Annotated in this window: 27 protein-coding genes; 13 read left to right on the forward strand and 14 right to left on the reverse strand. The window is 67.5% G+C overall.

Annotated features, from left to right (window positions below):
• Positions 1-164 precede the first annotated feature (164 nt).
• The gene (locus tag K5L94_RS13945) at positions 165-815 is read left to right on the forward strand and encodes a class I SAM-dependent methyltransferase (RefSeq protein ID WP_180880205.1); all 651 of its coding nucleotides are present in this window, start codon (positions 165-167) and stop codon (positions 813-815) included.
• Positions 816-879: 64 nt separating this feature from the next.
• Here K5L94_RS13945 and K5L94_RS13950 read toward each other — a convergent pair whose 3' ends face one another.
• The 5 genes from K5L94_RS13950 to ppsR form a co-directional block, all read right to left on the reverse strand.
• A complete protein-coding gene (locus K5L94_RS13950; protein WP_180880161.1) occupies positions 880-2,244 on the reverse strand; it encodes an MATE family efflux transporter in 1,365 nt (454 codons plus the stop codon).
• 120 nt (positions 2,245-2,364) lie between these two features.
• Positions 2,365-2,994: a DUF2239 family protein gene (locus tag K5L94_RS13955; protein ID WP_274510673.1), complete on the reverse strand. Its 630-nt coding sequence runs from the start codon at positions 2,992-2,994 to the stop codon at positions 2,365-2,367.
• Between the two features lie 162 nt (positions 2,995-3,156).
• Positions 3,157-3,645 carry an NUDIX hydrolase gene (locus tag K5L94_RS13960; protein ID WP_053450141.1) on the reverse strand — a complete coding sequence of 163 codons (489 nt, stop codon included), beginning with the start codon at positions 3,643-3,645 and terminating at the stop codon, positions 3,157-3,159.
• A gap of 42 nt (positions 3,646-3,687) precedes the next feature.
• Complete coding sequence (locus tag K5L94_RS13965) at positions 3,688-4,197, reverse strand: DUF1249 domain-containing protein (protein WP_274510674.1); 510 nt, start codon at positions 4,195-4,197, stop codon at positions 3,688-3,690.
• Between the two features lie 150 nt (positions 4,198-4,347).
• On the reverse strand, positions 4,348-5,169 hold the full coding sequence (gene ppsR / locus K5L94_RS13970) for a posphoenolpyruvate synthetase regulatory kinase/phosphorylase PpsR (protein ID WP_006452040.1): 822 nt from the start codon (positions 5,167-5,169) through the stop codon (positions 4,348-4,350).
• A 145-nt stretch (positions 5,170-5,314) separates the two neighbouring features.
• Here ppsR and ppsA point away from each other — a divergent pair, with 145 nt between their 5' ends.
• Complete coding sequence (gene ppsA, locus K5L94_RS13975; protein WP_164087392.1) at positions 5,315-7,693, forward strand: phosphoenolpyruvate synthase; 2,379 nt, start codon at positions 5,315-5,317, stop codon at positions 7,691-7,693.
• A 131-nt stretch (positions 7,694-7,824) separates the two neighbouring features.
• Entirely contained in the window at positions 7,825-8,709 is an 885-nt protein-coding gene (locus K5L94_RS13980) for a mechanosensitive ion channel family protein (protein ID WP_053450144.1), read from the forward strand.
• 105 nt (positions 8,710-8,814) lie between these two features.
• On the opposite strand, the gene K5L94_RS13985 is transcribed toward K5L94_RS13980, so the two are convergent.
• From K5L94_RS13985 to K5L94_RS14005, 5 genes are all read right to left on the reverse strand, one after another.
• The gene (locus tag K5L94_RS13985; RefSeq protein ID WP_164087393.1) at positions 8,815-9,930 is read right to left on the reverse strand and encodes an alkene reductase; all 1,116 of its coding nucleotides are present in this window, start codon (positions 9,928-9,930) and stop codon (positions 8,815-8,817) included.
• Between the two features lie 159 nt (positions 9,931-10,089).
• Positions 10,090-10,962 carry an EcsC family protein gene (locus tag K5L94_RS13990; protein ID WP_053450146.1) on the reverse strand — a complete coding sequence of 291 codons (873 nt, stop codon included), beginning with the start codon at positions 10,960-10,962 and terminating at the stop codon, positions 10,090-10,092.
• A gap of 159 nt (positions 10,963-11,121) precedes the next feature.
• The gene (orn, locus tag K5L94_RS13995; RefSeq protein WP_008268480.1) at positions 11,122-11,694 is read right to left on the reverse strand and encodes an oligoribonuclease; all 573 of its coding nucleotides are present in this window, start codon (positions 11,692-11,694) and stop codon (positions 11,122-11,124) included.
• 75 nt (positions 11,695-11,769) lie between these two features.
• On the reverse strand, positions 11,770-12,294 hold the full coding sequence (gene tadA / locus K5L94_RS14000) for a tRNA adenosine(34) deaminase TadA (RefSeq protein WP_053450147.1): 525 nt from the start codon (positions 12,292-12,294) through the stop codon (positions 11,770-11,772).
• Between the two features lie 75 nt (positions 12,295-12,369).
• Positions 12,370-12,729, reverse strand: a complete 360-nt coding sequence (locus K5L94_RS14005; RefSeq protein WP_053510287.1) for a winged helix-turn-helix transcriptional regulator — start codon at positions 12,727-12,729, stop codon at positions 12,370-12,372.
• A 78-nt stretch (positions 12,730-12,807) separates the two neighbouring features.
• On the opposite strand from K5L94_RS14005, the gene K5L94_RS14010 reads away from it, so the two are divergent.
• The 3 genes from K5L94_RS14010 to K5L94_RS14020 all read left to right on the forward strand — a co-directional run bounded on the left by K5L94_RS14010 (position 12,808) and on the right by K5L94_RS14020 (position 14,345).
• Positions 12,808-13,575 carry an NAD(P)H-dependent oxidoreductase gene (locus tag K5L94_RS14010; protein WP_274510675.1) on the forward strand — a complete coding sequence of 256 codons (768 nt, stop codon included), beginning with the start codon at positions 12,808-12,810 and terminating at the stop codon, positions 13,573-13,575.
• A 67-nt stretch (positions 13,576-13,642) separates the two neighbouring features.
• The gene (locus tag K5L94_RS14015; protein ID WP_053450149.1) at positions 13,643-14,080 is read left to right on the forward strand and encodes an acetyltransferase; all 438 of its coding nucleotides are present in this window, start codon (positions 13,643-13,645) and stop codon (positions 14,078-14,080) included.
• 58 nt (positions 14,081-14,138) lie between these two features.
• Positions 14,139-14,345 carry a hypothetical protein gene (locus K5L94_RS14020; RefSeq protein WP_006452125.1) on the forward strand — a complete coding sequence of 69 codons (207 nt, stop codon included), beginning with the start codon at positions 14,139-14,141 and terminating at the stop codon, positions 14,343-14,345.
• A gap of 22 nt (positions 14,346-14,367) precedes the next feature.
• Here K5L94_RS14020 and K5L94_RS14025 read toward each other — a convergent pair whose 3' ends face one another.
• On the reverse strand, positions 14,368-14,874 hold the full coding sequence (locus K5L94_RS14025) for a GNAT family N-acetyltransferase (RefSeq protein WP_274510676.1): 507 nt from the start codon (positions 14,872-14,874) through the stop codon (positions 14,368-14,370).
• A gap of 73 nt (positions 14,875-14,947) precedes the next feature.
• The gene (locus K5L94_RS14030) at positions 14,948-15,205 is read right to left on the reverse strand and encodes a YjhX family toxin (protein WP_274510677.1); all 258 of its coding nucleotides are present in this window, start codon (positions 15,203-15,205) and stop codon (positions 14,948-14,950) included.
• Between the two features lie 265 nt (positions 15,206-15,470).
• On the opposite strand from K5L94_RS14030, the gene K5L94_RS14035 reads away from it, so the two are divergent.
• Both K5L94_RS14035 and K5L94_RS14040 read left to right on the forward strand, forming a co-directional pair.
• Positions 15,471-16,145 (forward strand): HD domain-containing protein, encoded by a 675-nt coding sequence (locus K5L94_RS14035; RefSeq protein WP_274510678.1) that lies wholly within the window; start codon positions 15,471-15,473, stop codon positions 16,143-16,145.
• Between the two features lie 119 nt (positions 16,146-16,264).
• Complete coding sequence (locus K5L94_RS14040; protein ID WP_180880154.1) at positions 16,265-17,476, forward strand: MFS transporter; 1,212 nt, start codon at positions 16,265-16,267, stop codon at positions 17,474-17,476.
• Positions 17,477-17,492: 16 nt separating this feature from the next.
• Here the strand turns inward: K5L94_RS14040 and K5L94_RS14045 are convergent, their stop codons facing one another.
• Positions 17,493-17,972 (reverse strand): MerR family transcriptional regulator, encoded by a 480-nt coding sequence (locus K5L94_RS14045; RefSeq protein ID WP_164241865.1) that lies wholly within the window; start codon positions 17,970-17,972, stop codon positions 17,493-17,495.
• A gap of 89 nt (positions 17,973-18,061) precedes the next feature.
• On the opposite strand from K5L94_RS14045, the gene K5L94_RS14050 reads away from it, so the two are divergent.
• From K5L94_RS14050 to K5L94_RS14065, 4 genes are all read left to right on the forward strand, one after another.
• Positions 18,062-19,300, forward strand: coding sequence for an NADH:flavin oxidoreductase/NADH oxidase family protein (locus K5L94_RS14050; RefSeq protein WP_274510679.1), 1,239 nt, complete (start codon positions 18,062-18,064; stop codon positions 19,298-19,300).
• A 92-nt stretch (positions 19,301-19,392) separates the two neighbouring features.
• Entirely contained in the window at positions 19,393-19,869 is a 477-nt protein-coding gene (locus K5L94_RS14055; RefSeq protein ID WP_053450155.1) for a hypothetical protein, read from the forward strand.
• An 89-nt stretch (positions 19,870-19,958) separates the two neighbouring features.
• Positions 19,959-20,228, forward strand: a complete 270-nt coding sequence (locus K5L94_RS14060; RefSeq protein ID WP_053450156.1) for a hypothetical protein — start codon at positions 19,959-19,961, stop codon at positions 20,226-20,228.
• Between the two features lie 126 nt (positions 20,229-20,354).
• Positions 20,355-20,600: a hypothetical protein gene (locus K5L94_RS14065; RefSeq protein ID WP_274510680.1), complete on the forward strand. Its 246-nt coding sequence runs from the start codon at positions 20,355-20,357 to the stop codon at positions 20,598-20,600.
• A gap of 45 nt (positions 20,601-20,645) precedes the next feature.
• Here K5L94_RS14065 and K5L94_RS14070 read toward each other — a convergent pair whose 3' ends face one another.
• Positions 20,646-22,178, reverse strand: a complete 1,533-nt coding sequence (locus K5L94_RS14070; RefSeq protein ID WP_274510681.1) for an FAD-dependent monooxygenase — start codon at positions 22,176-22,178, stop codon at positions 20,646-20,648.
• 83 nt (positions 22,179-22,261) lie between these two features.
• Here K5L94_RS14070 and K5L94_RS14075 point away from each other — a divergent pair, with 83 nt between their 5' ends.
• Positions 22,262-22,906, forward strand: a complete 645-nt coding sequence (locus tag K5L94_RS14075) for a TetR/AcrR family transcriptional regulator (RefSeq protein WP_180880150.1) — start codon at positions 22,262-22,264, stop codon at positions 22,904-22,906.
• Positions 22,907-22,955: the final 49 nt, after the last annotated feature.

A 22,955-nucleotide genomic window follows, 5' to 3' on the forward strand; every position in this document is an offset into this window, starting at 1 on the left:
GCGTAATCCACACCCCCTGTGGACAACCAGATCTCACCGACTGCGACGCTGGACATTTACTCATCACCCTGAAGCGGGGTTCCCCTACTTCCCAAGCTGCGAAGGCAGCGCTATGGTCGTCGGCGGACCCCGCCGCCGCCACGTCCAGATTCCCGCGACGGACGATGATGATGCTGGATGCTTCCACCCTGGCCGCGCAGCTGCGGCACCCCCACGGCGACGCCGCACAGGCTGTGGCCGAATCGATGAACCGCAGCAATGGCGCGCTCAACCGGGCCGCGATCGGCCTGCTGGCGGTGACCTCAGGCGAACGGGTGCTGGAGATCGGCCCCGGCAACGCTGCGTTTGCGCCGCTGCTTCTGCAGGCCAGCGACAGCCGCTACCTGGGCATCGAACTGTCCAGCGCCATGGTCGAGGCCGGCAACCGGCAGCTCGTCGCCGCCGGGCTGGCCGAGCGGGCCGGGATGCGCCATGGCGACGCCCATGCCCTGCCGATCGCCGATGCCGCGATGGATGCGGCACTGGCCGTCAACACCCTGTACTTCTGGCCAGACCTGGCGCCGGTGCTGGGCGAACTGGCACGGGTCGTGCGCCCGGGTGGCCGGCTATGCCTGGCCTTCGGCGATGCCGCCTTCATGCGCAGCCTGCCGTTCACCGCCGATTTCCAGCTGCACGAGCTGGATGCAGTGGAGCTGGCGCTGCGTGTCGCCGGGTTCGGCGTTTCTGCCTGGCGCAGCCACCGCGAAACCGCGCCCGGCAACGATGGCCAGGCCCGCGAAAAGCACTTCCATCTGCTGCTGGCACAGCGGCGCTGACGTGGTAGAGCCGGCCGCTGGCCGGCTGCCCCGACCGTTCCGCGTTGCCGGCCAGCGGCCGGTATTACCCGCCTTGCACCCGTCGCCGCCAACGCGCGAAACAGAACACCTGCATCACCAGCATCGCCAGCAATCCCAGCGGCCACGCCCACCACAGCCCGGCCAGCCCATGCCGCGCCTGCAGCCACATCGCCAGCGGCAGTTCCACCAGCAACACCGCCGACATGCCCAGCAACGCTGGCAGCAAAACCGTGCCGCTGCCACGCATCACCCCGACCAGCACCGCGGTGACACCCATTGCCAGCACGCCCCAGACCACCGTACGCAGCTGCAGCGCGGCCAGTTCGCGCACCTCCGGCGCCGCCAGGATCAGGCCGCTCAGCCAGGGCGCCAATGCCATCACCAGCATCACCACCGCCGCCAGCAACGCCAGCCCCAGCAGCACGCCGGTGCGGGCGATGGCCGGCAACCGCGCCGCACGCCCCGCGCCCATCGCGTGGGCCGCAAGGATGGTGGCGGTGATGCCCAGCGACATGGCTGGCAACTGCACCCAGCTCATCAACTGGTTGACCGCACCGTAGGCCGCCGTGGCCGTGTAGCCGTAGCGGTTGATCCAGCCCAGCAACACGATCTCGGCAATGGCCAGGCTGAACATCTGCAGCGAGGACGGTAGGCCGATGCGCAGCATCGAGCGGATCAGCCCCCGATCGAAACGGATGGCGCGCAGCAGATCATGGCCCGGCGCCAACGGGTGTGCCAGACGATGCCAGCGCCACAGCAACCAGACCAGGCCCAGCAGCGAAGCGAACACCGCCGATACCGCCGCACTGGCCGCACCCAGCCGCGGCAGGCCGGCCCAGCCCAGGATCAGCAGTGGCGTGCACAACAGGCCCACCCCTGTGGCCAGCAGCAGCGCGTGCAATGGCGTCTTCGCATCGCCCACCGCGCGGCTTACGGCGGTCGCCAGCCACAGCAGGAAGAAGGCCGGCGCCCCCAGCAACAACACGCGCGCATAGGCGATGGCCTCGTCCAGGATCGGTGCCGGCGTACCCAGTGCTGCCAGCAGCTGCGGCGCGAAGAGGCCGCCCACCGCCATCGCCAGCACCGACAGCGACAGCACCAGCGCCACCGCGCTGCCTGCCACCGCTCGCGCCTGGTGTGGCCGACCGGCGCCCCAGGCCTGGCCGATCAGCACCATCGCACCGGTCGCCAGGCCCATCACCAGCGCCAGCAGCAGGAAAAAAGCCGGGAAGAATGCGGCGGCGGCGGCCACGGCCTGCGTGCCAAGCAGGTGCCCCAGATAGATGTTGTCCAGTGTGCCTGCGGCCAACTGCAGCGCATTGGTCAGCAGCATCGGAAGCAGCAGGGTCAGATAGGTGCGCCACAGCGGCTGCGCAACCGGCGCAGCAGGAGATGCAGGAGGGTTCATCGGAGTCTCTGGGCAAAGCGGCGCCCTGCCCGGCGTTTCAGCCAGCAAAGAGCGCGCACGAAGGGAACGGGCCGTGGCCCGCGATCAGGTGAAGCGCTCGCTCAGCGAGCGCGGGGTGTTTCAGCCGTCGGCAGTGCTGGCAGGGTCATCGAACGCCAGGCGCAGGGCATGCGTGCGCACGTCGTCGGGCCACGCGTGCAATGCCGTTTCAAAACCCGCGCGGTCATGCGCGAACAGGAGGCGGATGGCGTCCTCGAAGCCCGGCAGGTCGCCGCCGATGGTCTGCAGGAAGTGATAGGCACGCTCGCTGTCCCGGCGCTGCCGATCCCTGTCCGCGCCGGCACGGCTGGCCGATTCCACCAGCCTGCGCAGCACCACCGAGGCCCCGCCCGGCTGTTCGGCCAGCCACGCCCAATGGCGCGGCAGCAGTGTCACTTCGCGGGCAACCACGCCCAGCTTGGGTCGACCGCGGCCGCGTGGGATTGCAGGTGTATCGTCGACCGGGGTTTCCGGATCCGCTTCCACGGCCGGCGGGAACGCCTCGGCCACCCGCGCCAGCAGCTGCGCATCCGTGCCGCGCGTATCGAAATCGCGGGTGCGGCCGGTGGCGTTGTCGAACACCAGCAGCGGACCGGCGGCGTTGTCGGCGCGCAGCTGTTTCAGCGCCAACGCGGCGACTTCCGGGGTACCGGACGCCACCAGGCGATGGCCGTCGAAACAGCTGAACTGAGGAAGTCGGGACGCAGGCATGGCAAGGGCATCGGAGGCGATGCGCAAATATTGCCCGGGTAATTTGAGACTGTCAATATTGTCCGGGTATTAATTGGCCGGAAGAGCGTGCCAACCAAGGTTGGCATCCACCAGAAGGGTTGGCACCCACCCGAAAGGTCGGCACCCACCCGATTCGCCGGGTTACAGCCGGCTGAAGGACCAGCTCACCATGCGGCCGTCCTTGTACGGCATCACGCCGTGGAAAGGGCGCGGGTCGGCATCGAACACCAGCGGCAGGAAATTGCGGTCGCCCTCCCACATCGGCAGCGTGTCCAGCTTGTCCAGCTCCACCCACTCCAGCGTGCCTTCATGGTTGCCACCGTGCGGAGTACCTTCGAAGCCATCGATGACGAACACGAAGCCGAGCCAATCCTCGCCGTGCTTGCCGAAGCCGGGCCAGCTGATGGTGCCGCGCAGGCGCATGCCGGTGCAGTCGATGCCGGCCTCCTCCTGGATCTCGCGGCGCATGCTCGCGGCCACGTCCTCGTCCGCTTCGATCTTGCCGCCCAGCCCGTTGTACTTGCCCAGGTGGTGGTCTCCCGGGCGGGTATTGCGGTGGATCATCAGCACCTGGCGACGATCAGGCGAAAGCACGTAGCCCAGGGTGGCGACGATCGGGGTGTACGGCATGGGGCAGCATCCAGCGGCAGGTCAGCCCCGGATTATGGCCGATCAGCGCACCAGCGACAGGCGGCGCTCGGTCGGCGTGGGGATGCCGTCGGGATCGCGACGCAGGGTGGCGACACCGTGGCCGCGCTCGGCCAGGTATTCCAGCCACTTGCCGAGGAAGGTGTTCATCCGCATGCGGTGGCTGATCAGCTCCGCCGGCGGCGGATACAGGCCCATCGTGTCCTGCCAGCGGCGGCCGACGTAGCAGTGGGTGGTCTCGGCCTGGCGCGCGTCGCGGTACAGGCGCACATAGGCCGACGGATCGGGCTCGCCGGTGACCGGGTCGGCCAGGTCGTAGGTCAGGCGCAGTTCCACCGTGTAGCGGTGGCATTCGATCACGTCCAGGCGCACGTCCAGGCCATCACCCACCGAAGAGATGTAGCTGCCCGCAACCAGCTCGGCCGGCGCGAACAGGCGCACCAGGTGGCGGTAGTTTTCCGCGTACAGGCCCATGAGCCAGCTCAGCCGGCTCAGGCGGGGGATACGTTCGGTGCGGGGCGAGGCGTGGGCCATGGGTCGATCCTACACGTTGGTGCTTCAACGTGGGGGCGGGATCGCCCCGACCAAAGGGGCTCGGTATCGACCAACGGTCGATACCCACCGTGGAGGAGGGGCAATGCCCGCCACGTAGGTAGGCCACGACCGTTGGTCGTGGTGCACGGATCAATACAGCTCGCGCTGCAGCCCCAGCGTAGCCAGCACCTTGCTGGAAATCTCCTCGATCGAGGTGTGGGTGGTGCTCAGCGTCGGAATGCGCTCCATCTGGAACATCACTTCGGCCGCGGCCACCTCGCGCTTGCAGGTATCCAGGTTGGCGTAGCGCGAATTCGGGCGCCGTTCCTGGCGGATCTGCTGCAGGCGGTCCGGGTCGATGGTCAGCCCGAACAGCTTGCGCCGGTAGTTGCGCAGGCGCGGCGGCAGGCGGTCGCTTTCCAGGTCTTCGTCGGTCAGCGGGTAGTTGGCCGCGCGCACGCCGTAATGCAGGGCCAGGTAGATGCAGGTGGGCGTCTTGCCGGCGCGCGACACCGCCACCAGGATCACGTCGGCATCGTCGTAGTTCACCGCGATGCCATCGTCATGGGTCAGGGCGAAGTTCATCGCGTTGATGCGGCGGTGGTAGGTGTCGAAATCGACCATGCCGTGGGCCTGGCCGACCCGCGCCAGGCGCGGGCTGGCCAGCTCGCGTTCCAGCGGCTCGATGAACGGTGCGAACACATCCAGCATCAGCGCCCCGCTGTCGGCCAGGATCAGGCTCAGGCTCTGGTCCACGCAGGAGTTCACCACGATCGGCCGGACCTGGTACCGCTCCCCTGCCGCCTGGATCCGGGCACAGGCTTCACGCGCCTTTTCGGGGTCGTCGACAAACGACATGCGGTCGGTAATGAAGCTGAACCCGGAGAACTGGGTCAGCAGGCTATGCCCAATGGTTTCAGCGGTGATACCGGTTCCATCGGAAACGTAGAACACCGGACGGATGGTCGACATGCGCGCTTTTACCCCCTACGAAGCCTAAAAAGGCCGTCAGCACAAGCTTGTGCCAACGGTGGTCTGCCCGGCATCATATCGGCTTCTTCCTACGGACGCGGCCATTCCAGCCCGCCTCGGGCGATGGCCAAACGGAGCATCGCGCTTGAACGAGAACATCCTGTGGTTGCACGAACTGCGTCTGGCCGACCTGGCCCGCGTAGGCGGCAAGAATTCGTCGCTGGGCGAGATGATCGGCAACCTTGCCGGTCTGGGCGTGTCGGTGCCGGGCGGTTATGCCACCACCGCTGAAGCCTTCAAGGACTTCATCGCGCACAACGACCTGTCCAAGCGCATCTTCGACAAGCTGGCCACGCTGGACGTCGAGGACGTCAACGCGCTGACCGCCGCGGGCAAGGAAATCCGCACCTGGGTGATCGATGCCCCGCTGCAGCCGCAGCTGGACCAGGACATCCGCACCGCCTACGCCCAGCTGAGCGCCGACAACGGCGGCGGCGACGTGGCCGTGGCCGTGCGCTCGTCGGCCACCGCCGAGGATCTGCCGGATGCGTCCTTCGCCGGCCAGCAGGAAACCTTCCTCAACGTCACCGGTGCCGACGATGTCGTGCACAAGGTCAAGGAAGTGTTCGCCTCGCTGTACAACGACCGTGCCATCGCCTACCGCGTGCACCACGGCTTCAAGCATGAAGACGTGTTCCTGTCGGCCGGCGTGCAGCTGATGGTGCGTTCGGGCGTCGGTTCCTCCGGCGTGCTGTTCACCCTGGACACCGAGTCCGGCTTCCGCGACGTGGTGTTCGTCACCTCTTCGTTCGGCCTGGGCGAAATGGTCGTGCAGGGCGCGGTCAACCCGGACGAGTACTACGTCTACAAGCCCACCCTGCAGGCCGGCAAGCCGGCGATCCTGCGCCGCTCGCTCGGCAGCAAGGCGATCCGCATGGTGTATTCGGATGTCCCCGGCGAGCGCGTCAGGATCGAGGACACCCCGGCCGAACTGCGCAACACCTTCTCGATCAGCGACGAGGACGTGCAGGAACTGTCCAAGCAGGCCCTGGTCATCGAAAAGCACTACGGCCGCCCGATGGACATCGAGTGGGCCAAGGACGGTGTCAGCGGCAAGCTGTTCATCGTGCAGGCGCGCCCGGAAACGGTGAAGTCGCGCAGCCACGCGACCCAGATCGAGCGCTTCGCGCTGACCGAGAAGGGCGGCAACGTGCTGGCCGAGGGCCGCGCCGTCGGCGCCAAGATCGGTTCGGGCGTGGCCCGCGTGGTCAAGACGCTGGACGACATGAACCGCGTGCAGCCGGGCGACGTGCTGATCGCCGACATGACCGACCCCGACTGGGAACCGGTGATGAAGCGCGCCTCGGCCATCGTCACCAACCGCGGTGGCCGCACCTGCCACGCCGCGATCATCGCGCGCGAGCTGGGCGTGCCGGCCGTGGTCGGTTCGGGCAACGCGACCAAGGTCATCGAAGATGGCCAGCTGGTCACCGTCAGCTGCGCTGAAGGTGATACCGGCTTCATCTACGAAGGCAAGCTCGGCTTCGAACGCACCACCACCGATCTGGGCAACATGCCACCGGCACCGCTGAAGATCATGATGAACGTGGCCAACCCGGAACGTGCCTTCGACTTCGGCCAGCTGCCGAACGCCGGCATCGGCCTGGCCCGCCTGGAAATGATCATCGCCAGCCACATCGGCATCCACCCGAACGCGCTGCTGGAGTACGACCGCCAGGACGCGGCGACCAAGAAGAAGATCGACGAGAAGATCGCCGGCTACGGTGATCCGGTCAGCTTCTACGTGGACCGCCTGGCCGAAGGCATCGCCACCCTCACCGCCTCGGTCGCCCCGAACGCCGTGATCGTGCGTCTGTCGGACTTCAAGTCCAACGAGTACGCCAACCTGATCGGCGGCAGCAACTACGAGCCGCACGAAGAGAACCCGATGATCGGCTTCCGCGGCGCCAGCCGTTACGTCGACCCGAGCTTCTCGGCCGCCTTCGCGCTGGAGTGCAAGGCCGTGCTGCGCGTGCGCAACGAAATGGGCCTGGACAACCTGTGGGTCATGATTCCGTTCGTGCGCACCCTGGAAGAAGGCCGCAAGGTCATCGAGGTACTGGAACAGAACGGCCTGAAGCAGGGCGAGAACGGCCTGAAGATCATCATGATGTGCGAAGTGCCGTCCAACGCACTGCTCGCCGATGAGTTCCTGGAGATCTTCGACGGCTTCTCGATCGGCTCCAACGACCTGACCCAGCTCAGCCTGGGCCTGGACCGCGATTCGTCGATCGTCGCGCACCTGTTCGACGAACGTAACCCGGCAGTGAAGAAGCTGCTGTCGATGGCGATCAAGTCGGCACGTGCCAAGGGCAAGTACGTCGGCATCTGCGGCCAGGGCCCGTCCGACCATCCGGATCTGGCCGAATGGCTGATGCAGGAAGGCATCGAGTCGGTGTCGTTGAACCCGGATACCGTGGTCGACACCTGGCTGCGCCTGGCCAAGCACAAGGCCAATGGTTGATCCATTGATGGGCTGACGTCGCTTTCATTGGCGTCCGCCCATACTGCAGCTGCATGCACGCCCCGCCTCTGCGGGGCGTGCCTGTTTCTGGCGTTCGCATACGCCATGACGACTGCTGCAAAGGAGCCCGCATGATTGCTGTCACCGCCCCCGCCACGACCTGGTTACATTCGCTGGATTGGGAACGCCTGTTCGAAACCTACGGCGTGCCGCTGCTTGCCGCCATCGTGGTGCTGCTGGTCGGCATGTGGCTTGCAAGACGGGTGTCCAATACCCTGCCGCGTGCAACGGCAAGGGTCGGCATGGACCCGATGCTCGGCAATTTCATGCGAAACGTGGTGTATTCGGCCTCGCTGGTCATCGTGGTCGTGCTGGCCATCAATACGCTGGGCGTACCGATTTCCCCGCTGCTGGCCGTGCTCGGCACCGCCGGCCTGGCCGTCGGCCTGGCATTGAAGGATTCGCTGTCCAACATCGCCTCCGGGGTGATGCTGGTGACCCTGCGCCCGTTCCGCGTTGGCGATGTGGTGACCGTGGCCGGGCAGACCGGCACCGTGCGCGAAGTGCGCATCTTCCAGACCGTCATCACCGGCGCGGACAACCAGCACACCACCATTCCCAACACGCTGATCACCGCCGCGCCGATCATCAACCTCACCGCCGAGCCGACGCGCCGCGTCGAACTGGTGGTCGGCATCGGTTACGAGGACAACATCCAGCTGGCGCGCGACACCGCGCTGGCACTGATGAAGGCCGATCCGCGCGTGCTGCAGACGCCGGTACCGGACGTGGTGGTGTACGAGCTGGGCGCGCACGCCATCAACCTCGGCATCCGCTGTTACGTGAAGTCGGCCGACTGGTTCGGCACCAAGGTCACGCTGCTGGAACAGCTCAAGCTGGGCTTCGACAAGGCCGGCATCAACATTCCGTACCCGCAGCAGGACATGCACCTGTACCTGCATGGCAAGGATGGCGGCGTGGTCGAGGCCGATGCACTGGTGCGCGACAAGCCCTGACGCACAACGGTAGTGCCGGCCGCTGGCCGGCATCACCACAGGCAGCACCGGGAATGCCGGCCAGCGGCCGGCACTATCAGGAACCGCGCAGACCGGCCATCGGCGTCAGGCCTCGACGGCCGCTTCCAGCGCCGGGTAATCGGTAAACCCGACCGCACCACCGCCGAAGAACGTCGCCCGATCCGGTGGGTTCAATTCGGCACCCGCGCGCAGGCGCTCGGGCAGATCCGGATTGGCGATGAACGGCCGGCCGAAGCCGATCAGGTCGGCCCAGCCCTCAGACAGCGCCTGCTCGGCGCGCTCGGTGGTGTACTTGCCGGCATAGATCAGCGTGCCCGGGTAGACCATGCGCAGCGCCTGCTTGAACGCGACTGGCATCAGCGGCGCATCATCCCAGTCGGCCTCGGCGATATGCAGGTAGCCCACGCCAAGTTCGCCCAGCAGGTGCGCGGCCGCCAGGTAAGTCGCCTGCGGCGTATCGTCCACCGCGCCCTGCAGCGTGGTCAGCGGCGCCAGGCGCACGCCGACGCGCTCACCACCGGCCACCGCCACCACCGCCTGCACCACCTCGCGCAGGAAGCGCAGCCGGTTCTGCAATGCGCCACCGTAGCCGTCGGTACGCTGGTTGGCCTGCGAGTCGATGAACTGGTTGATCAGGTAGCCATTGGCGCCGTGCAGTTCGACGCCATCGAAGCCAGCAGCGAGCGCATTGCGGGCGGCCTGCGCGTAGTCGGCGATGATGCCCGGAATCTCATCCTCGGCCAGTGCACGCGGCATCGAATGCTGGATCATTTCGCCCACACCGGCATCGGGGCCTGCGCCGGTCGGGTCGACGAAGACCTTCACGCCTTCGGCCAGCAACGCCGAGGAAGACACCGGCGCCACGCCCCCGGGCTGCAGGGCCACGTGCGAAACCCGGCCGACGTGCCACAGCTGCGCGTAGATGCGACCACCGGCCGCATGCACGGCATCAGTCACCTGGCGCCAGCCCTGCACCTGCTCATCGCTGTGGATGCCGGGCGTCCAGGCATAGCCCTGGCCCTGCGGGCTGATCTGGGTACCTTCACTGACGATCAGGCCGGCGCTGGCACGCTGCGCGTAGTAGGCGGCCATTTCGGCGGTAGCGACATTGCCGCCCGTTGCACGCGAGCGTGTCATCGGCGGCATCACGATGCGGTTGGGCAGGGTCAGGGCGCCCAGGCGGTGGGGGGTGAACAGCATGGCGGCAATCTCTTGCGGGGGGAGTACCCGCAAGGATGGGGATGGAGCCCGCAGCACAACAGGCGCATCGTGGCAAAACAGTTGTGCCCGGCAGGCAAGGATGGCCTGGCCTGGGGTCGGATCCCTTTGCGACGCAAAGGGCTCTGCCCCCCGAGCCGGTTACAGCGTCGGCTCGATCAACACGCCACCGTGCGCCACCCGGTCGTAGCAGGCGCGCACCACGTCTTCGCCGTACTTGCGTTCCAGCCGGCGCACGATGAAGTGGCCGCGCGCCATGTCCTGGTAGTAATCGGTGAACATGGTGTTGAGCGTTGCACCGGCCGCCGCACCCACGATCGGCACCGCCTGTGCGGCGAACTTTTCGGTGACCACCACGCCGAAACGCGCGGCCACCTTCTCCACCATCTTCGCCAGCAGCTTGCCGGCTTCCTTCGGCGCCACGCCCAGGGTCAGGTCGCGCCCCGTCACCACGCGCCCGGCCAGTTCGGCCGACAGGTGCCGCATCACGTCGGTGGTGAAGCCGCGGGCCAGGTAGTAGCCGGTTTCGCTGGCGTCATCGCGCGGCGAGTTGCCGCCCAGCGCGAACACCTCCAGGCAGGCCTGGCGGGTACTGAACTCGGACAGGTCGAAGCCCTCGCTGCGGGCCACGTCGGCCACCGCGCGCATCATGATGGTGGTCGACACCGGCAGCTCGATGAACAGTGCGGCGAAGCCAAAGGCCCCGCCAACCGCACCCGAGGTTGCCGCTGCCAGCTTGTGCCAGCGCGTGGAGGCGCCCTTGCCGGGGCTGTTGTCCATGCTCCACAGCGCCGCCTGCGCCGACTTCGACAGCGCCGCCTGCACCGCGCCATGGATACGGCCGGAGACCGCCTTGGGCAGCGCCTTCACCGCGAATTCCAGTGGCGTGCCGACCAGGTTGGCCATGCGCGCGGTCAGGGTCGGGGCTTCCAGCAGGGTGACCGCCCGCTGCAGGTCGGACCAGTCGCGGGCATCGTGGGCGATGTCGCGGGGGAGCAGGATGGGCTCGTTCATGGCGCCGATCTTAGCGCCAGGGAGTTGAACGGAGGGTAGTGCCGGCCGCTGGCCGGCAACCTGATACACGTCACGAAGGCCGCTGAATTGCCGGCCAGCGGCCGGCACTACCAGTTCGCGAGTCACCCGGTAGCGCCGGGCCATGCCCGGTGGCGTCGTTCAAGCAGTCGGCAGGCCCGACAGCGCGCCCATGAACTGGCGGTAGTGGCGCAGCTCGGCGATCGAGTCGTGCACATCGCTCAGCGCGGTATGGTTGCTGTTCTTGCCGACCCCGGCGGCCACGGTCGGCGCCCAGCGCTTGGCCAGTTCCTTCACCGTGGACACGTCCAGGTTGCGGTAATGGAAGTACTTCTCCAGGCGCGGCATCTGGCGATGCAGGAAGCGGCGGTCCTGGCAGATGGAGTTGCCGCACATCGGCGACAGGCCGGCCGGAATCCACTGCGCCAGGAAGTTCACCGTCTGCGCCTCGGCCTGGCCAAGCGTGGTGGTACTGTCCACCACACGCTGCCACAGGCCCGAACGGCGGTGCTGGTTGCGGTTCCACTCATCCATCGCCTCCAGTGTTTCCACCGGGTGATGAATGGCGAACTCCGGCCCTTCGGCCAGCACGTTGAGCTGGGCATCGGTGACCACGGTGGCAATCTCGATGATCGAATCGTTGTCGGTATCCAGCCCGGTCATTTCCAGGTCGATCCAGATCAGTCGTTCGTTGGCCGCGCCGTTGTCCGCCATTATGTCGCCTCGTTGCTGGGCAGGCGCGCGGCCTACCGGATAGGGAAAGAGGCGCCCATCATACCCGTTCGCCGTTCAGCCCTCGTCGGCGTGGCCTTCCAGCAGCAGCGGCGGCTTGCCCCGCTTGGCACGGAAATAATTGGTCAGGCGCGTGCTGGCTTCCTTGGCCAGGACGCCGCCGTGGATCTCGACGCGGTGATTGTGGCGGGCGTCGCCGAGCAGATCGAACACGCTGCCACACGCTCCGGTCTTGGGGTCGCTGGCCCCGTAGACCAGGCGCGAGACGCGCGCATGCACGATCGCCATCGCGCACATCGCACACGGCTCCAGGGTCACGTACAGGGTGCTGCCAAGCAGCCGGTGATTGGCCAGCAGCCTGCCCCCTGCCCGCATGGCCACGATCTCGGCGTGCGCGCTGGGATCGTGCGAGGCGATGTTGAGATTCCAGCCCTCGCCCAGCAGCTGGCCATCGGCGCCGACCAGCACCGCCCCGACCGGAATCTCGTCGAACTCGCGCTGCGCGCGTTCGGCCAGCGCCAGTGCATGGCGCATCCAGTGCTCATCGGCGTCGTGCACCGGTACACCCAGGGTGTCGGTCATGGCGGTTCTCGCGTCGTTGCTGGGCCAGGATGGCCGCCGGGGCGATAGTGTACGCCCCGGCTCGTGCAGGCGTCGCTAACGCGCGTCGAAGCGATCGCGGGCCGCATCCAGTGCGGGGAAGTTGTGCTCGGCCCAACGGTCCAGCGCAGCCAGCGTGTCGACCAGGCTGCGCGCGACCTCGGTCAGCCGGTACTCCACGTGCAGCGGCTTGCTGCCCCGGTCGCAGCGCTCAACCAGGCCGTTGCGCTCCAGTTGCCGCAGGGTCTGGGTCAGTACTTTCTGCGAGAGGCCTTCGATCTTCCGCAGCAGCGCGCCATTGCGCATCGGGCCCTGTGCCAAGGCAGGCAACAGCAGCATCACCCACTTGCCGGAGATCAGCGCCAACGCATCGCGCGCCGAGCAGTCCGCCGCATAGACATCGCCGGGAAAGGGCATGGTTACCTCAAGGTGCGTAATTGCCGGGGTGCGCCGGCCTCGCGAGGATGGTCGCACACTCCATCACGCCCTTTCCGCATGCATGCCCTGATCCTGCTGGCCCATCCCGAACCGCGCTCGTTCAATGCCCATCTGGCTGCCCAGGCAACCGAGCAGCTGCAACATGAAGGCCTGCAGGTGGACATGATCGACCTGTACGCGGATGCATTCGACCCGCTGGAAGCGGCCCGTCACCATCCGCAGCGCCTGCGGCCCGGCCGCTTCGATGCGCAGCGCGAGCAGCGGCACAGCGCCGAGCAGGGACAGCTGCCGGCCGAGGTGCAGCGCCACCTGCGCCTGCTGCAGGCCACCGACCTGCTGATCCTGCAGTTTCCGCTGTGGTGGTTCGCGGCGCCGGCCTTGCTGAAGGGCTGGCTGGATCGCGTGCTGGTCTACGGACCGATCTACAACAGCCGGCAGCGCCACGAGCACGGCATGATGCGCGGCAAGCGAGCGTTGCTGAGCGTCACCACCGGCTCATCGGCGCGGGCATGCGCGGTGGACGGCCGCGAGGGCGACACCCGGCTGCAGCTGTGGCCGTTGATGTACAGCCTGCGCTACGTCGGCTTCGAGGTGATGGAGCCGCACGTGGTGCATGGTGTGCGTTCCGGGCTTCCGCCCGAACGTGTGCAGGCACACGATGCCGCGCTGGAGGCCGCCACCGGCAACTACCGTGAACGGCTGGCGCACTGGCAACAATGGCCGAGCGTGCCGTTCAACAACAGCGAGGACTTCGAGGAGGGCGTCGTGCTTCGTGCGGACGCAACCGCGTTCAGCCCCTTCATCCGCCATCGCAACGGGGAATGAATCCACGCCTGCAGCCATCGCCCGGAATCTGCATACTGCACATTCTTCCGAAGCACCTTGGTGACCCATGACCACCCTGCGCCCCTCGCGCGCCGATGACGGCGCCGCCCTCGTCGACCTGTGGCGTCGCGCCGTCGACGCCACCCACGACTTCCTCAGCGCCGAAGACCGCCAGGCCATCGATGCCGAAGTGGCCGGTTTCCTGCCGCAGGCACCGATGACCGTCGCCGCTGATGCACAGGATCGCCCACTGGGTTTCATGCTGATCGACGGCAGCCACATGGAAGCACTGTTCATCGACCCGGACGTGCGTGGCACCGGCATCGGCCGCCAACTGCTGCAGCACGCACTGGCCCTGCATCCGCAGCTGAGCACCGACGTCAACGCCCAGAACGCGCAGGCCGTGGGTTTCTACCTGCGCATGGGCTTTGTCGAAACCGGACGCTCACCTGTGGATTCACAGGGCCGCCCGTATCCGTTGATCCATCTGCGGCACAACGGCTGACATTCTCCGGCAGCCGCCCCATGCTAGCGTGGCCGCTTCGAATCGAGGAATGCCGTGCATGGATGGTGCAAAAGCCCTGTTGACCCTGTTCGCGCTGGGCATCAGCCTGGTCTGGATCCTGGTGCCGTTCGCCATCTTCGCCGTGCGCAATCTGCTGCGCGAGGTGCTGGTCGAACAGCGCCGCACCAACGAACTGCTCGAGCATATCGGCGGCTACCGCATTCCGAGGCCGCAACCCGAACCGACCGCCTGGCGCGCGCCCTGAGCAGGAGCGCGCCAGGCCCGGCTCAGGAGGTGGCCTCGAATGCCGGTGAGTACTGCACCTCGCCCTGCGCCATCGGTGGGCGCAGGCAGAGGGCCTGGAAGTACTCCGCGGGCACGCCCGGCAGTATCAGGCCTGGTTCGGCGCGGAAACCGAAGCGTCCGTAATAGCCCGGTTCGCCCAGCAGCACGCAGCCCCGTGCTCCTTGCTGGCGCAGGGCTTCAAGCGCGGCATGCATCAACGCCGCACCGATGCCCTGCCCTTGCCATCCGGGCAGTACCGAAATCGGACCGAGGCCGAACCAGCCGCTGCTGCCATCGCTGATCGCCACCGGCGAAACCGCGACATGGCCAACCCGCTCGCCATCGGCCTCGGCCACCAGCGAAACCGCCAGCTCGCCACGCGCGCGCAGTGCATCGACGATGAAGTGTTCGGTATGGCTGCTGTGCTCGGCGGTAGCGAAGGCTGCGGCTGTCAGCGCATGGATGGCGGCGACGTCGGCCGCGGCTTCATTGCGGAGGGTGTAGTTCAAGGGGCACCTCGATCGATGCGGCGCACCCGGGCAGCGGGTACGCGGTGAAGGGAAAGGGTCGCCATGGCGTGCATCAGCGATTGTCCAGCTGCGGGCGCACCGCAACCAGTCCGGCGCGGTTGATGCGGTAGGGACGACCGTCATGCGAACTGATCAGGCGCTTGTCCTTCAGCTTCTTGAAGACGGCCAGCGTGCAATCGCTCAGCAACAGGCCTTCACGATTGAAGCATTCAACGCTGCGGACACGGCCGGAGCCGTCGCGGCTGAAGGCAATGCAGCCGCCCTGGGCGAGAACGTGCAACGTCCTCTGCTCCGCTCGGGAGATATTCATGGGAAAAGAGATCCTGCGTAATCGGAAATGCGGACGACACGGGCTGCCAACGGCACCCGGCCAGGGGAACACGCATTCGATAACCACTCCCGGCAGACACACGGGAAGGGTTATCCGATGACGGCAATCTCCAACATGAAAAACCACACTCGGCAGGCGCCTGCGTGCTGCAGGCACGCGCACGTTACCCAGCCGCCTGCGGCGGGTCAACCTCGGCACTACCGCGATTGGGCGATAATTTATCTTTCATCCGCAGGAGCCGACGATGCAGCAGCCAACGATGGACTGGGTCGCGCAGGCACGCGCATTGGCCAGCCAGGCCCATGCCGGGCAGCAGGACAAGGCAGGACAGCCCTATATCGAGCACGTGGCGCGCGTGGCGGCGGCGATCCATGACGATGACATGGCCAAGGCGGCTGCCTGGCTGCACGACGTGGTCGAGGACTGCCCCCAGTACGCGGCGCAGGTGCAGGCGTTCCCGGCGCCGATCCGTGACACCGTGAGCCTGCTCAGCCGGCACACCGCCGCTGATGCCGATCAGTACTACGCGCGCATCCGCCAGCATCCACTTGCCCTGAAGGTGAAGTTGGCCGACATCGCCGACAACGCCCACCCGCGCCGGCTGCTGCAGCTCGCCCCGGCACTGGCCGACCGCCTGCGCAGCAAGTACGCCGCCGCGCTGGTCGCCCTTGGCGGCCAACGCGCGGCCACCGCCACACCCGCTACGGCAACCACACGGCTGCTGCAGCTGATGGATGCAGCACACACGTTGGCAGCGCTGGCCAGCGAACCTGAAGTGACCGCCGCCGGCGGCCAGGACGCTCCGTACCCACGCCAGGCGGCGCTGCTCGCCGTATGCGAAGTCGTGCGTGCCGAAGTGGAGGCACAGATGACACCGGAGACCTTCGTCATCTGGAGCGACATGTACGTGCAGCCCTGACCACCGCCCGATGCAGCCCGGGTGCCACCGGTCAAACGCTGATTCTTGGCCATGGGCACTGATCACTGCTGCGGTGCAGCAGTACAATGGGCGGCTCCCCGTCCCCATCGCGCCCCCGCATGAGCCCCAACTCTTCCCTGGCTGCGCGGCTGACGCCCCGTCAGCGCACCCTGATCATTCTCGCCCTGTCATTGGGCGGCTTCGCCATCGGCACCAGCGAGTTCGCCAGCATGGGCCTGATGCTGGAGATCAGCCGGGGCCTGTCGATCTCTGAAACCCAGGTCGGTCACCTGATCAGCGCCTACGCCATCGGCGTGGTGGTCGGTGCGCCGATCCTGGCGTTCGTCGGCGCCAGTTTCCCGCGCCGCAAGCTGTTGTTGGCGCTGATGGGCTTCTATGCCGTCGGCAACCTGGCCAGCGCGCTGGCGCCGAACTACGCCACCATGCTGCTGGCGCGCTTCGTCGCCGGCCTGCCGCATGGCGCCTACTTCGGCGTCGCGATGCTGGTGGCTGCGGCGATCAGCCCCGCCGGCCAGCGTGGCCAGGCGATGTCGCGCGTGCTGCTCGGCCTGTCGATCGCGATCCTGGTCGGCAATCCGCTGACCACCTGGCTGGGCCAGCAGCTGAGCTGGCGCACCGCCTTCGCCCTGGTCAGCCTGCTGGCCATCGCCACCGTGGTGATGATCGCGCGCTTCCTGCTGCCCGATCCGGACGAGGTGCGTACCTCGCCGATGCGCGAACTGCGCGCCTTCAACACTACCCAGGTGTGGCTGGCGCTGGCGATCGGTGCGGTCGGTTTCGCCGGTATGTTCTGTGTGTTCACCTACCTGGCACCGACCCTGGTGCAGGTCACCGGCGTGGCCGAATCGTGGATGCCGCTGGCGGTGGGCGTATTCGGCATCGGCGCGATCATCGGCAACATCGCCGGTGGCTGGCTGGTGGACAAGTTCCACTTCAAGGCCGCCGCCGTGGTGCTGCTGTGGTCGATCGTGATGCTGTTGCTGTATCCGCTGGCGGCGCAGTCGGTGTGGACGATCGGCCCGATGATCATCACTGTCGGCACCATGGGCGCGCTGGCGGCGGTGCTGCAGACCCGCCTGATGGACGTGGCCGGCGAAGCACAGACGCTTGCCGCCGCTTCCAACCATGCCGCGTTCAATACCGCCAATGCCCTGGGCCCCTGGCTGGGCGGCATGGCGATCAGCGCCGGCTTCAGCCCGGCCAGCACCGGCTACGTCGGCGCCGCCACCGCCCTCGGCGGCCTGCTGCTGTGGGGTGTGGCGGTGATGCTGGACAGGAAGCGCAAGCACGCCGTCGCCGGCGGCCACTGAGCATCGCGCCGGGTCGTCAGTCGCTGCCGTTGCGGCGGCGGCGGCCCGGTCGCAGCAACGCACCATCGCCGGCTGCCAGCGTGGGCCGTGCCAGTTCGCCACGCTGTACGCGGTCCAGTACCCGCCGTGAATTGGCCGCGCAATCAATGCCGTCCGGCCGCGCCTGGATATCCTCGATCAAGGCCAGCAGGTGCGCCCGGCTCTGCGCAAGGCGCAGTTGCAGCGCCTCGATATCGGCCACCTTCCGCCGCAGCATCGTGATCAGCGCATCGTGCTGCCACTGGCCCATGTCCGGCGGCAGCAGCGCGCGGATCTCTTCCAGGCTGAAGCCTGCGCGCTGCGCGCCGATGATCAGCTCCAGCAGCAGCACCGCCTGCTCCGGGTAGTCGCGATAGCCGTTGGCCTGGCGCTGCACCACCAGCAGCCCGGCATCCTCGTAGAAGCGGATGCGCGACGCGGCCAGGCCCGTGCGGCGGGCCAGCTCACCGATCTTCATGGGCCTGAATCCTCGACATCGGCACCGGTTGACCTTCAATCAAACTTGAAGGTTAGCGTAGCGCCATTCCCCTGTCCCGGAGCTGTCCGATGTCCCTGTTCTCGCCGCTGGCCCTGCCCTCGGGCGCTGTCATCCACAACCGCATCGCCAAGGCCGCGATGGAGGAAAACATGGCCGACGCCGACCACGCGCCCTCGCCCGCGCTGCTGCAGCTTTACCAGCGCTGGGCCGACGGCGGTGCCGGGCTGATCATCACCGGCAATGTGATGGTCGATGGCCGTGCCATGACCGGACCGGGCGGCGTGGTGCTGGAAGACGACCGCCACCTCGATCGCTTCATCGCCTGGGCGGACACGGCCCGCGCGCGCGGCGTGCAGATGTGGATGCAGATCAACCATCCCGGGCGGCAGATGCCGGCAGCGCTCGGTCAACCGACGTTGGCGCCTTCAGCGGTGCCGCTGCAGATGGGGGCGTTGTCCAGCCAGTTCGCACCGCCGCGGGCGATGACCGAGGCCGACATCGAAGAGGTGATCGCCCGCTTCATCCGCAGTTCCGAGCTGGCCGAGCGTGCTGGCTTCAGCGGGGTGGAGATCCATGCCGCGCACGGCTATCTGCTCAGCCAGTTCCTGTCGCCGCTCTCCAACCACCGCGATGATCGCTGGGGTGGCAGCCTGCAGAACCGAGCACGCCTGTTGCTTGAGATCGTGCAAGGGGTGCGCACTGCGGTGTCGCCCACGTTCGCGGTGGCGGTGAAGCTCAATTCCGCCGACTTCCAGCGTGGCGGCTTCTCGCCGGAGGACGCGCGCGCGGTGGTGGAGATGCTGGCCCCGCTGGGTGTGGATCTGGTCGAACTGTCCGGTGGCAGCTACGAAGCACCGGCCATGACCGGCGCCGCGCGCGATGAACGCAGCCTCGCACGCGAAGCCTATTTCCTCGAGTTCGCACGCGAGATCGCCACAGTGGCGACGATGCCGCTGATGGTCACCGGCGGTATCCGTCGCCACGCGGTGGCCCAGCAGGTGCTGGAGAGCGGTGTTGCGATGGTGGGCATCGCCACCGCGTTGGCGATCGAACCGGACCTGCCCAAACACTGGCAGCAGGGGCACGACGCGGTGCCGATGCTGCGCACCATTGACTGGCGCAGCAAGCCGCTTGCGGCCAGCGCACACATGGCGGCGGTGAAGTACCAGCTGGGCCGGCTGAGCCGGCGCCGCCCCACCGCGCCCGGCGTCTCACCGCTGTGGGCGCTGCTGCTGGCGCAGGCGGCGGGCAGGTGCCGGACCCGTCGCTACAGGCGCTGGATCGCTGCGCGCGCAGGCAGCCGCTGAACGGGCAGGCTTCTCATCGCGGCAGCGATGCTCCACCATCTGCGTGATCGGCGGCAATCCGCTCCCGATCACAGCAGGCACAAGGAACCCACGTGGCAGCAGCACCGACCAGCAACCGCGAAAAACTGCTCGATGACCTGCTCTCGCTCGGCCGCAACTGGGCGCTGGCGATTGCCATCGCCGGTGCCGGAGCCGCGGTCCATTACAGCGAATCGGTGTACGAGGCCGGGCTCTGGCGCGGGCTGCTGCCCACGCTGTGCTTCCTGGTCGCCATCATCTGGATCGTGCTCAGCATCATCCGCTTCGACCTGACCCTCCAGCAGCACTTCGAGCGCAAGCGCACGCGCTGGCTCAGCCGCCTGTTGTATGTGGTGCTGCTGGGCACCGGCATCACGGCGGTGTTCTTCGTCACCGAACTGGCGGCCAGCAACCACATTGCGCGGATGTGCGATTCGGTCGCCAACGAACCGGCAAGCCGCATCTACCGGTCGAGCGAATGCCAGCGCCTGTACCAGCATCGCGCGGCGTACCGGAAGCGACTGGAATCGGTCGAGGGCGAGTTCGACTGAGCCGCGTTGGGCCCACGAAGAACACATGGCGTGGATATGCAGTCGGGCACAGTACGCGTGCCGCTCACGCTTGGACCCATCCAGCCACCATGCTTCACGCGCCCGCCCCTGCACGTCACGATGCCATCGCCCTGCAGGCAGGCATTCTCGGCAGTGTGCTGGGCGTTGCGGCGTTCAAGGCTGTTGCGCTGTCGGCGCTGGCGAGTGGATCACTGATGGTGATCGGGGTGTGGATGCTGGCCTGCGCCCTGCTGGGCGCCTGGGCCCTGGCCGCCTACCTGGCCTGCCTCGCGCTGAGCCGCCGGGTGTTCGTGCTGATGCTGGCCCTGTGCGTGGTGCTGATGGCCTGCATCGCCTGACCGCATCGGGCGCCGGACTATCGCGCGATTGTTACAGAATAACAAGTGCGATCAGTCCGATTGCCTGTGCCTGGGGTCACAGCCTGGAATGGCAGGGCCACTCCGGCACCACCCCGAGACTTCCGCATGAACCTGCCGCCCCTGCTGCGCACCTCACTCACCGTCCTTGTATTGGTCCCGCTGGGTGGCTGTGCCACCTACGACGACAGCGCGATGCACCCGGCCTGCCAGGAATCGCCGCATCTGAAGGACCTGCCGCGCGACGTGGCCGCCCGTGAGAGCCGCTGCAACAAGGGCATGGAAGTGTGGTCGAGCGAGCGCAAGGGCAGCGACAAACCGCTGGACCTGAGCGGCAAGAAAAAGGATCTGTAAGCGCAGCCGGCGCAGCCCGGATCGGCTGCGCCGCCATCGTGCAGGTCAGCGGACGGCCGCCGTCCCGAACCAGCGCTGCCGCGCGTGAGCCAATCCGGTCAGGTCGGCGCCCGCACCGCAGGCCCAGGCGACGATGCCATCGGGGCGCACCAGAACCGCGCCCAGGCCCGTCGCCTCATCCGGCACCGATCCCATGCAGACAGGGTGCGATGGCGCATCGCCCATGATGTTGCACGGCAACGATTCCACATCGAACACGAGCAGCGCCCCCTGCCCGGCCCTCAGCAGCTCGCCGGTGCGACGGCCGTCGGCCAGCACGAAGTCCGGCACGCTGCGACCGACCAGCGGGTGCCCATCGCCCGGCGCCAGCTGCTGCGCCACGCCCCAGACCCGCTCGGCCAGATAGGTCGCGCCATCGCGGGTGTCGGCCAGATCGGCGATGACGGCCGCCAGCGCGCGCGAACCGGCGCCCGGCCGCATCAGCGCAACCTGCGCACGCGACCAGTCCAGTACCTTTGCGCCGATCGGATGCCGCTCGGCCTGATAGCTGTCCAGCAAGGCCTCTCCGGCATCGCCACGGACCACGGCCGCCAGCTTCCAGCCCAGGTTCATTGCATCGCCGATGCCCAGGTTCAACCCCTGCCCACCCAACGGTGAATGCATGTGTGCGGCATCACCGGCCAGCAGCACGCGACCGTTGCGGTAGGCGCTGGCCTGGCGCGCGGCGTCGGTCCAGGTGGTGGCCAGGTGCAGCGCGGTGATCGTTGCATTGCGACCGGACACGCGCCGCAGCAGCGCTTGCGCCGACGGCAGGTCCAGCGCCGTGCGATGGCCAGCGCCGCCGTCGAAATCGGCCAGTGCCAGCACACCCGGAGGATTGAAATTGCACATCCCGTGCGTGGTGTACTGGCGACCCGGCGTGAGCATCGAAGGATCTTCCAGTTCGACGAGCAGGGAGTGGCCGGTGAACTCCGGATCGGTTCCTTCGAAGCTGAAACCCGATTGCTTGCGCACGGTGCTGCGGGCACCATCGCAGCCAACCAGCCAGCGGCCGTGGACGGTGCCGTGTGCGGTCGTCTGCACAGCGACCTGATCCTCCTCCACCTGCACCGCCTGTACCGCGCAGCCGCGATCGATGTGCACGCCCAGCCCGACTGCGCGCTCGGTCAATACCGCTTCCAGCGCCTGCAGCTCGATCGCCATCTGCGTGCCGACCGGCGTTGGCAGCCGCCAGTTCCAGCGCCCGCTGTCCACGTTGTCCAGCGCGAACGGAATGCCGGCGAAGTGGCCCCCCAACGGCCGCGGCTGCGCCAGCCAGTGCGCCGTGCCGGGCGGGGGGGCGCCCTTGTCCGGCTTCAGCACCTGGGCCGCGGCAACCGCGTCCAGCAGGCCGCGCCGATCCAGCGCCTCCAGGGTGGGGGCGTTCAAGCCGCGCAGGCCCAGCGGCAAGCGTTTCAGCGGGGATTCGGCGGACTCGGCCTGTTCCAGCACCCGAACCGAACAGCCGGCCTGGGCCAGTTCGCAGGACAGGAACAGGCCGACCGGGCCCGCACCGGCGATGACGACGTCGTACAGCATTGGGACTTCCTCGTGAGCACCGGGCCGGCGCTCTGGCGATCATAATGTTACACTCGGTGTACGTTTCTACAAGTGAACCTCCGATGACCCCATCCCCGGGCCGCCGCGAGCAGCGCAAGGCCGAGACCCGACAAGCGATTTCAGACGTCGCCACCGAGCTGATCATCCGGCGCGGCTTCGAGGCGGTGTCGATGTCCGAGATCGCCGAGGCCGCCGGGGTCTCGCGCAAGACGGTCTTCAACTACTTCGCCAGCAAGGAAGACCTGGTCTTCGACCGCGACGAGGAGGCGCGCGCTTTGCTGCGCGAGGGCATGCTGGCCCACAACGACATGGCCCCGCTGGGCGCCTTCCAGTCACTGGTACGGCAACTGCTGGACAGCGGCCATCCGCTGCTGCGGATCAACGCCGGCGCAGCGGCGTTCTGGGCGACCGTAGCCGACAGTCCCGTGCTTGTCGCGCACGCGCGCAGGCTGCAGGCGCAACTGAGCGACGACCTGGCGCAGCTGATGGCCGATGCTGCCGGCAGGCCCGCCAGCGATGCCGAGGCAAGGCTGGGCGCGGGCATGCTGATGGCGTCGATGGTGGCGGCCTACGAGAAGGGCCTGGCCAGCCAGCGGCAGGGTGAAGACCCGCGCGAGGCCATGCAGCAGCTGATCGTGCGTGGCGCCACCGGGGTGCTGGTGGCCTTGGCAGGCACGCCGTATACAGACCCGGCCTTGCGTCCATAGCGCATTCGGGGGATAGGTCACGAAGTGTTGCAAATGCTAATCTTTCTCA

The organism is Stenotrophomonas forensis (assembly GCF_028752115.1).
Classification (GTDB): Bacteria; Pseudomonadota; Gammaproteobacteria; order Xanthomonadales; family Xanthomonadaceae; genus Stenotrophomonas; species Stenotrophomonas forensis.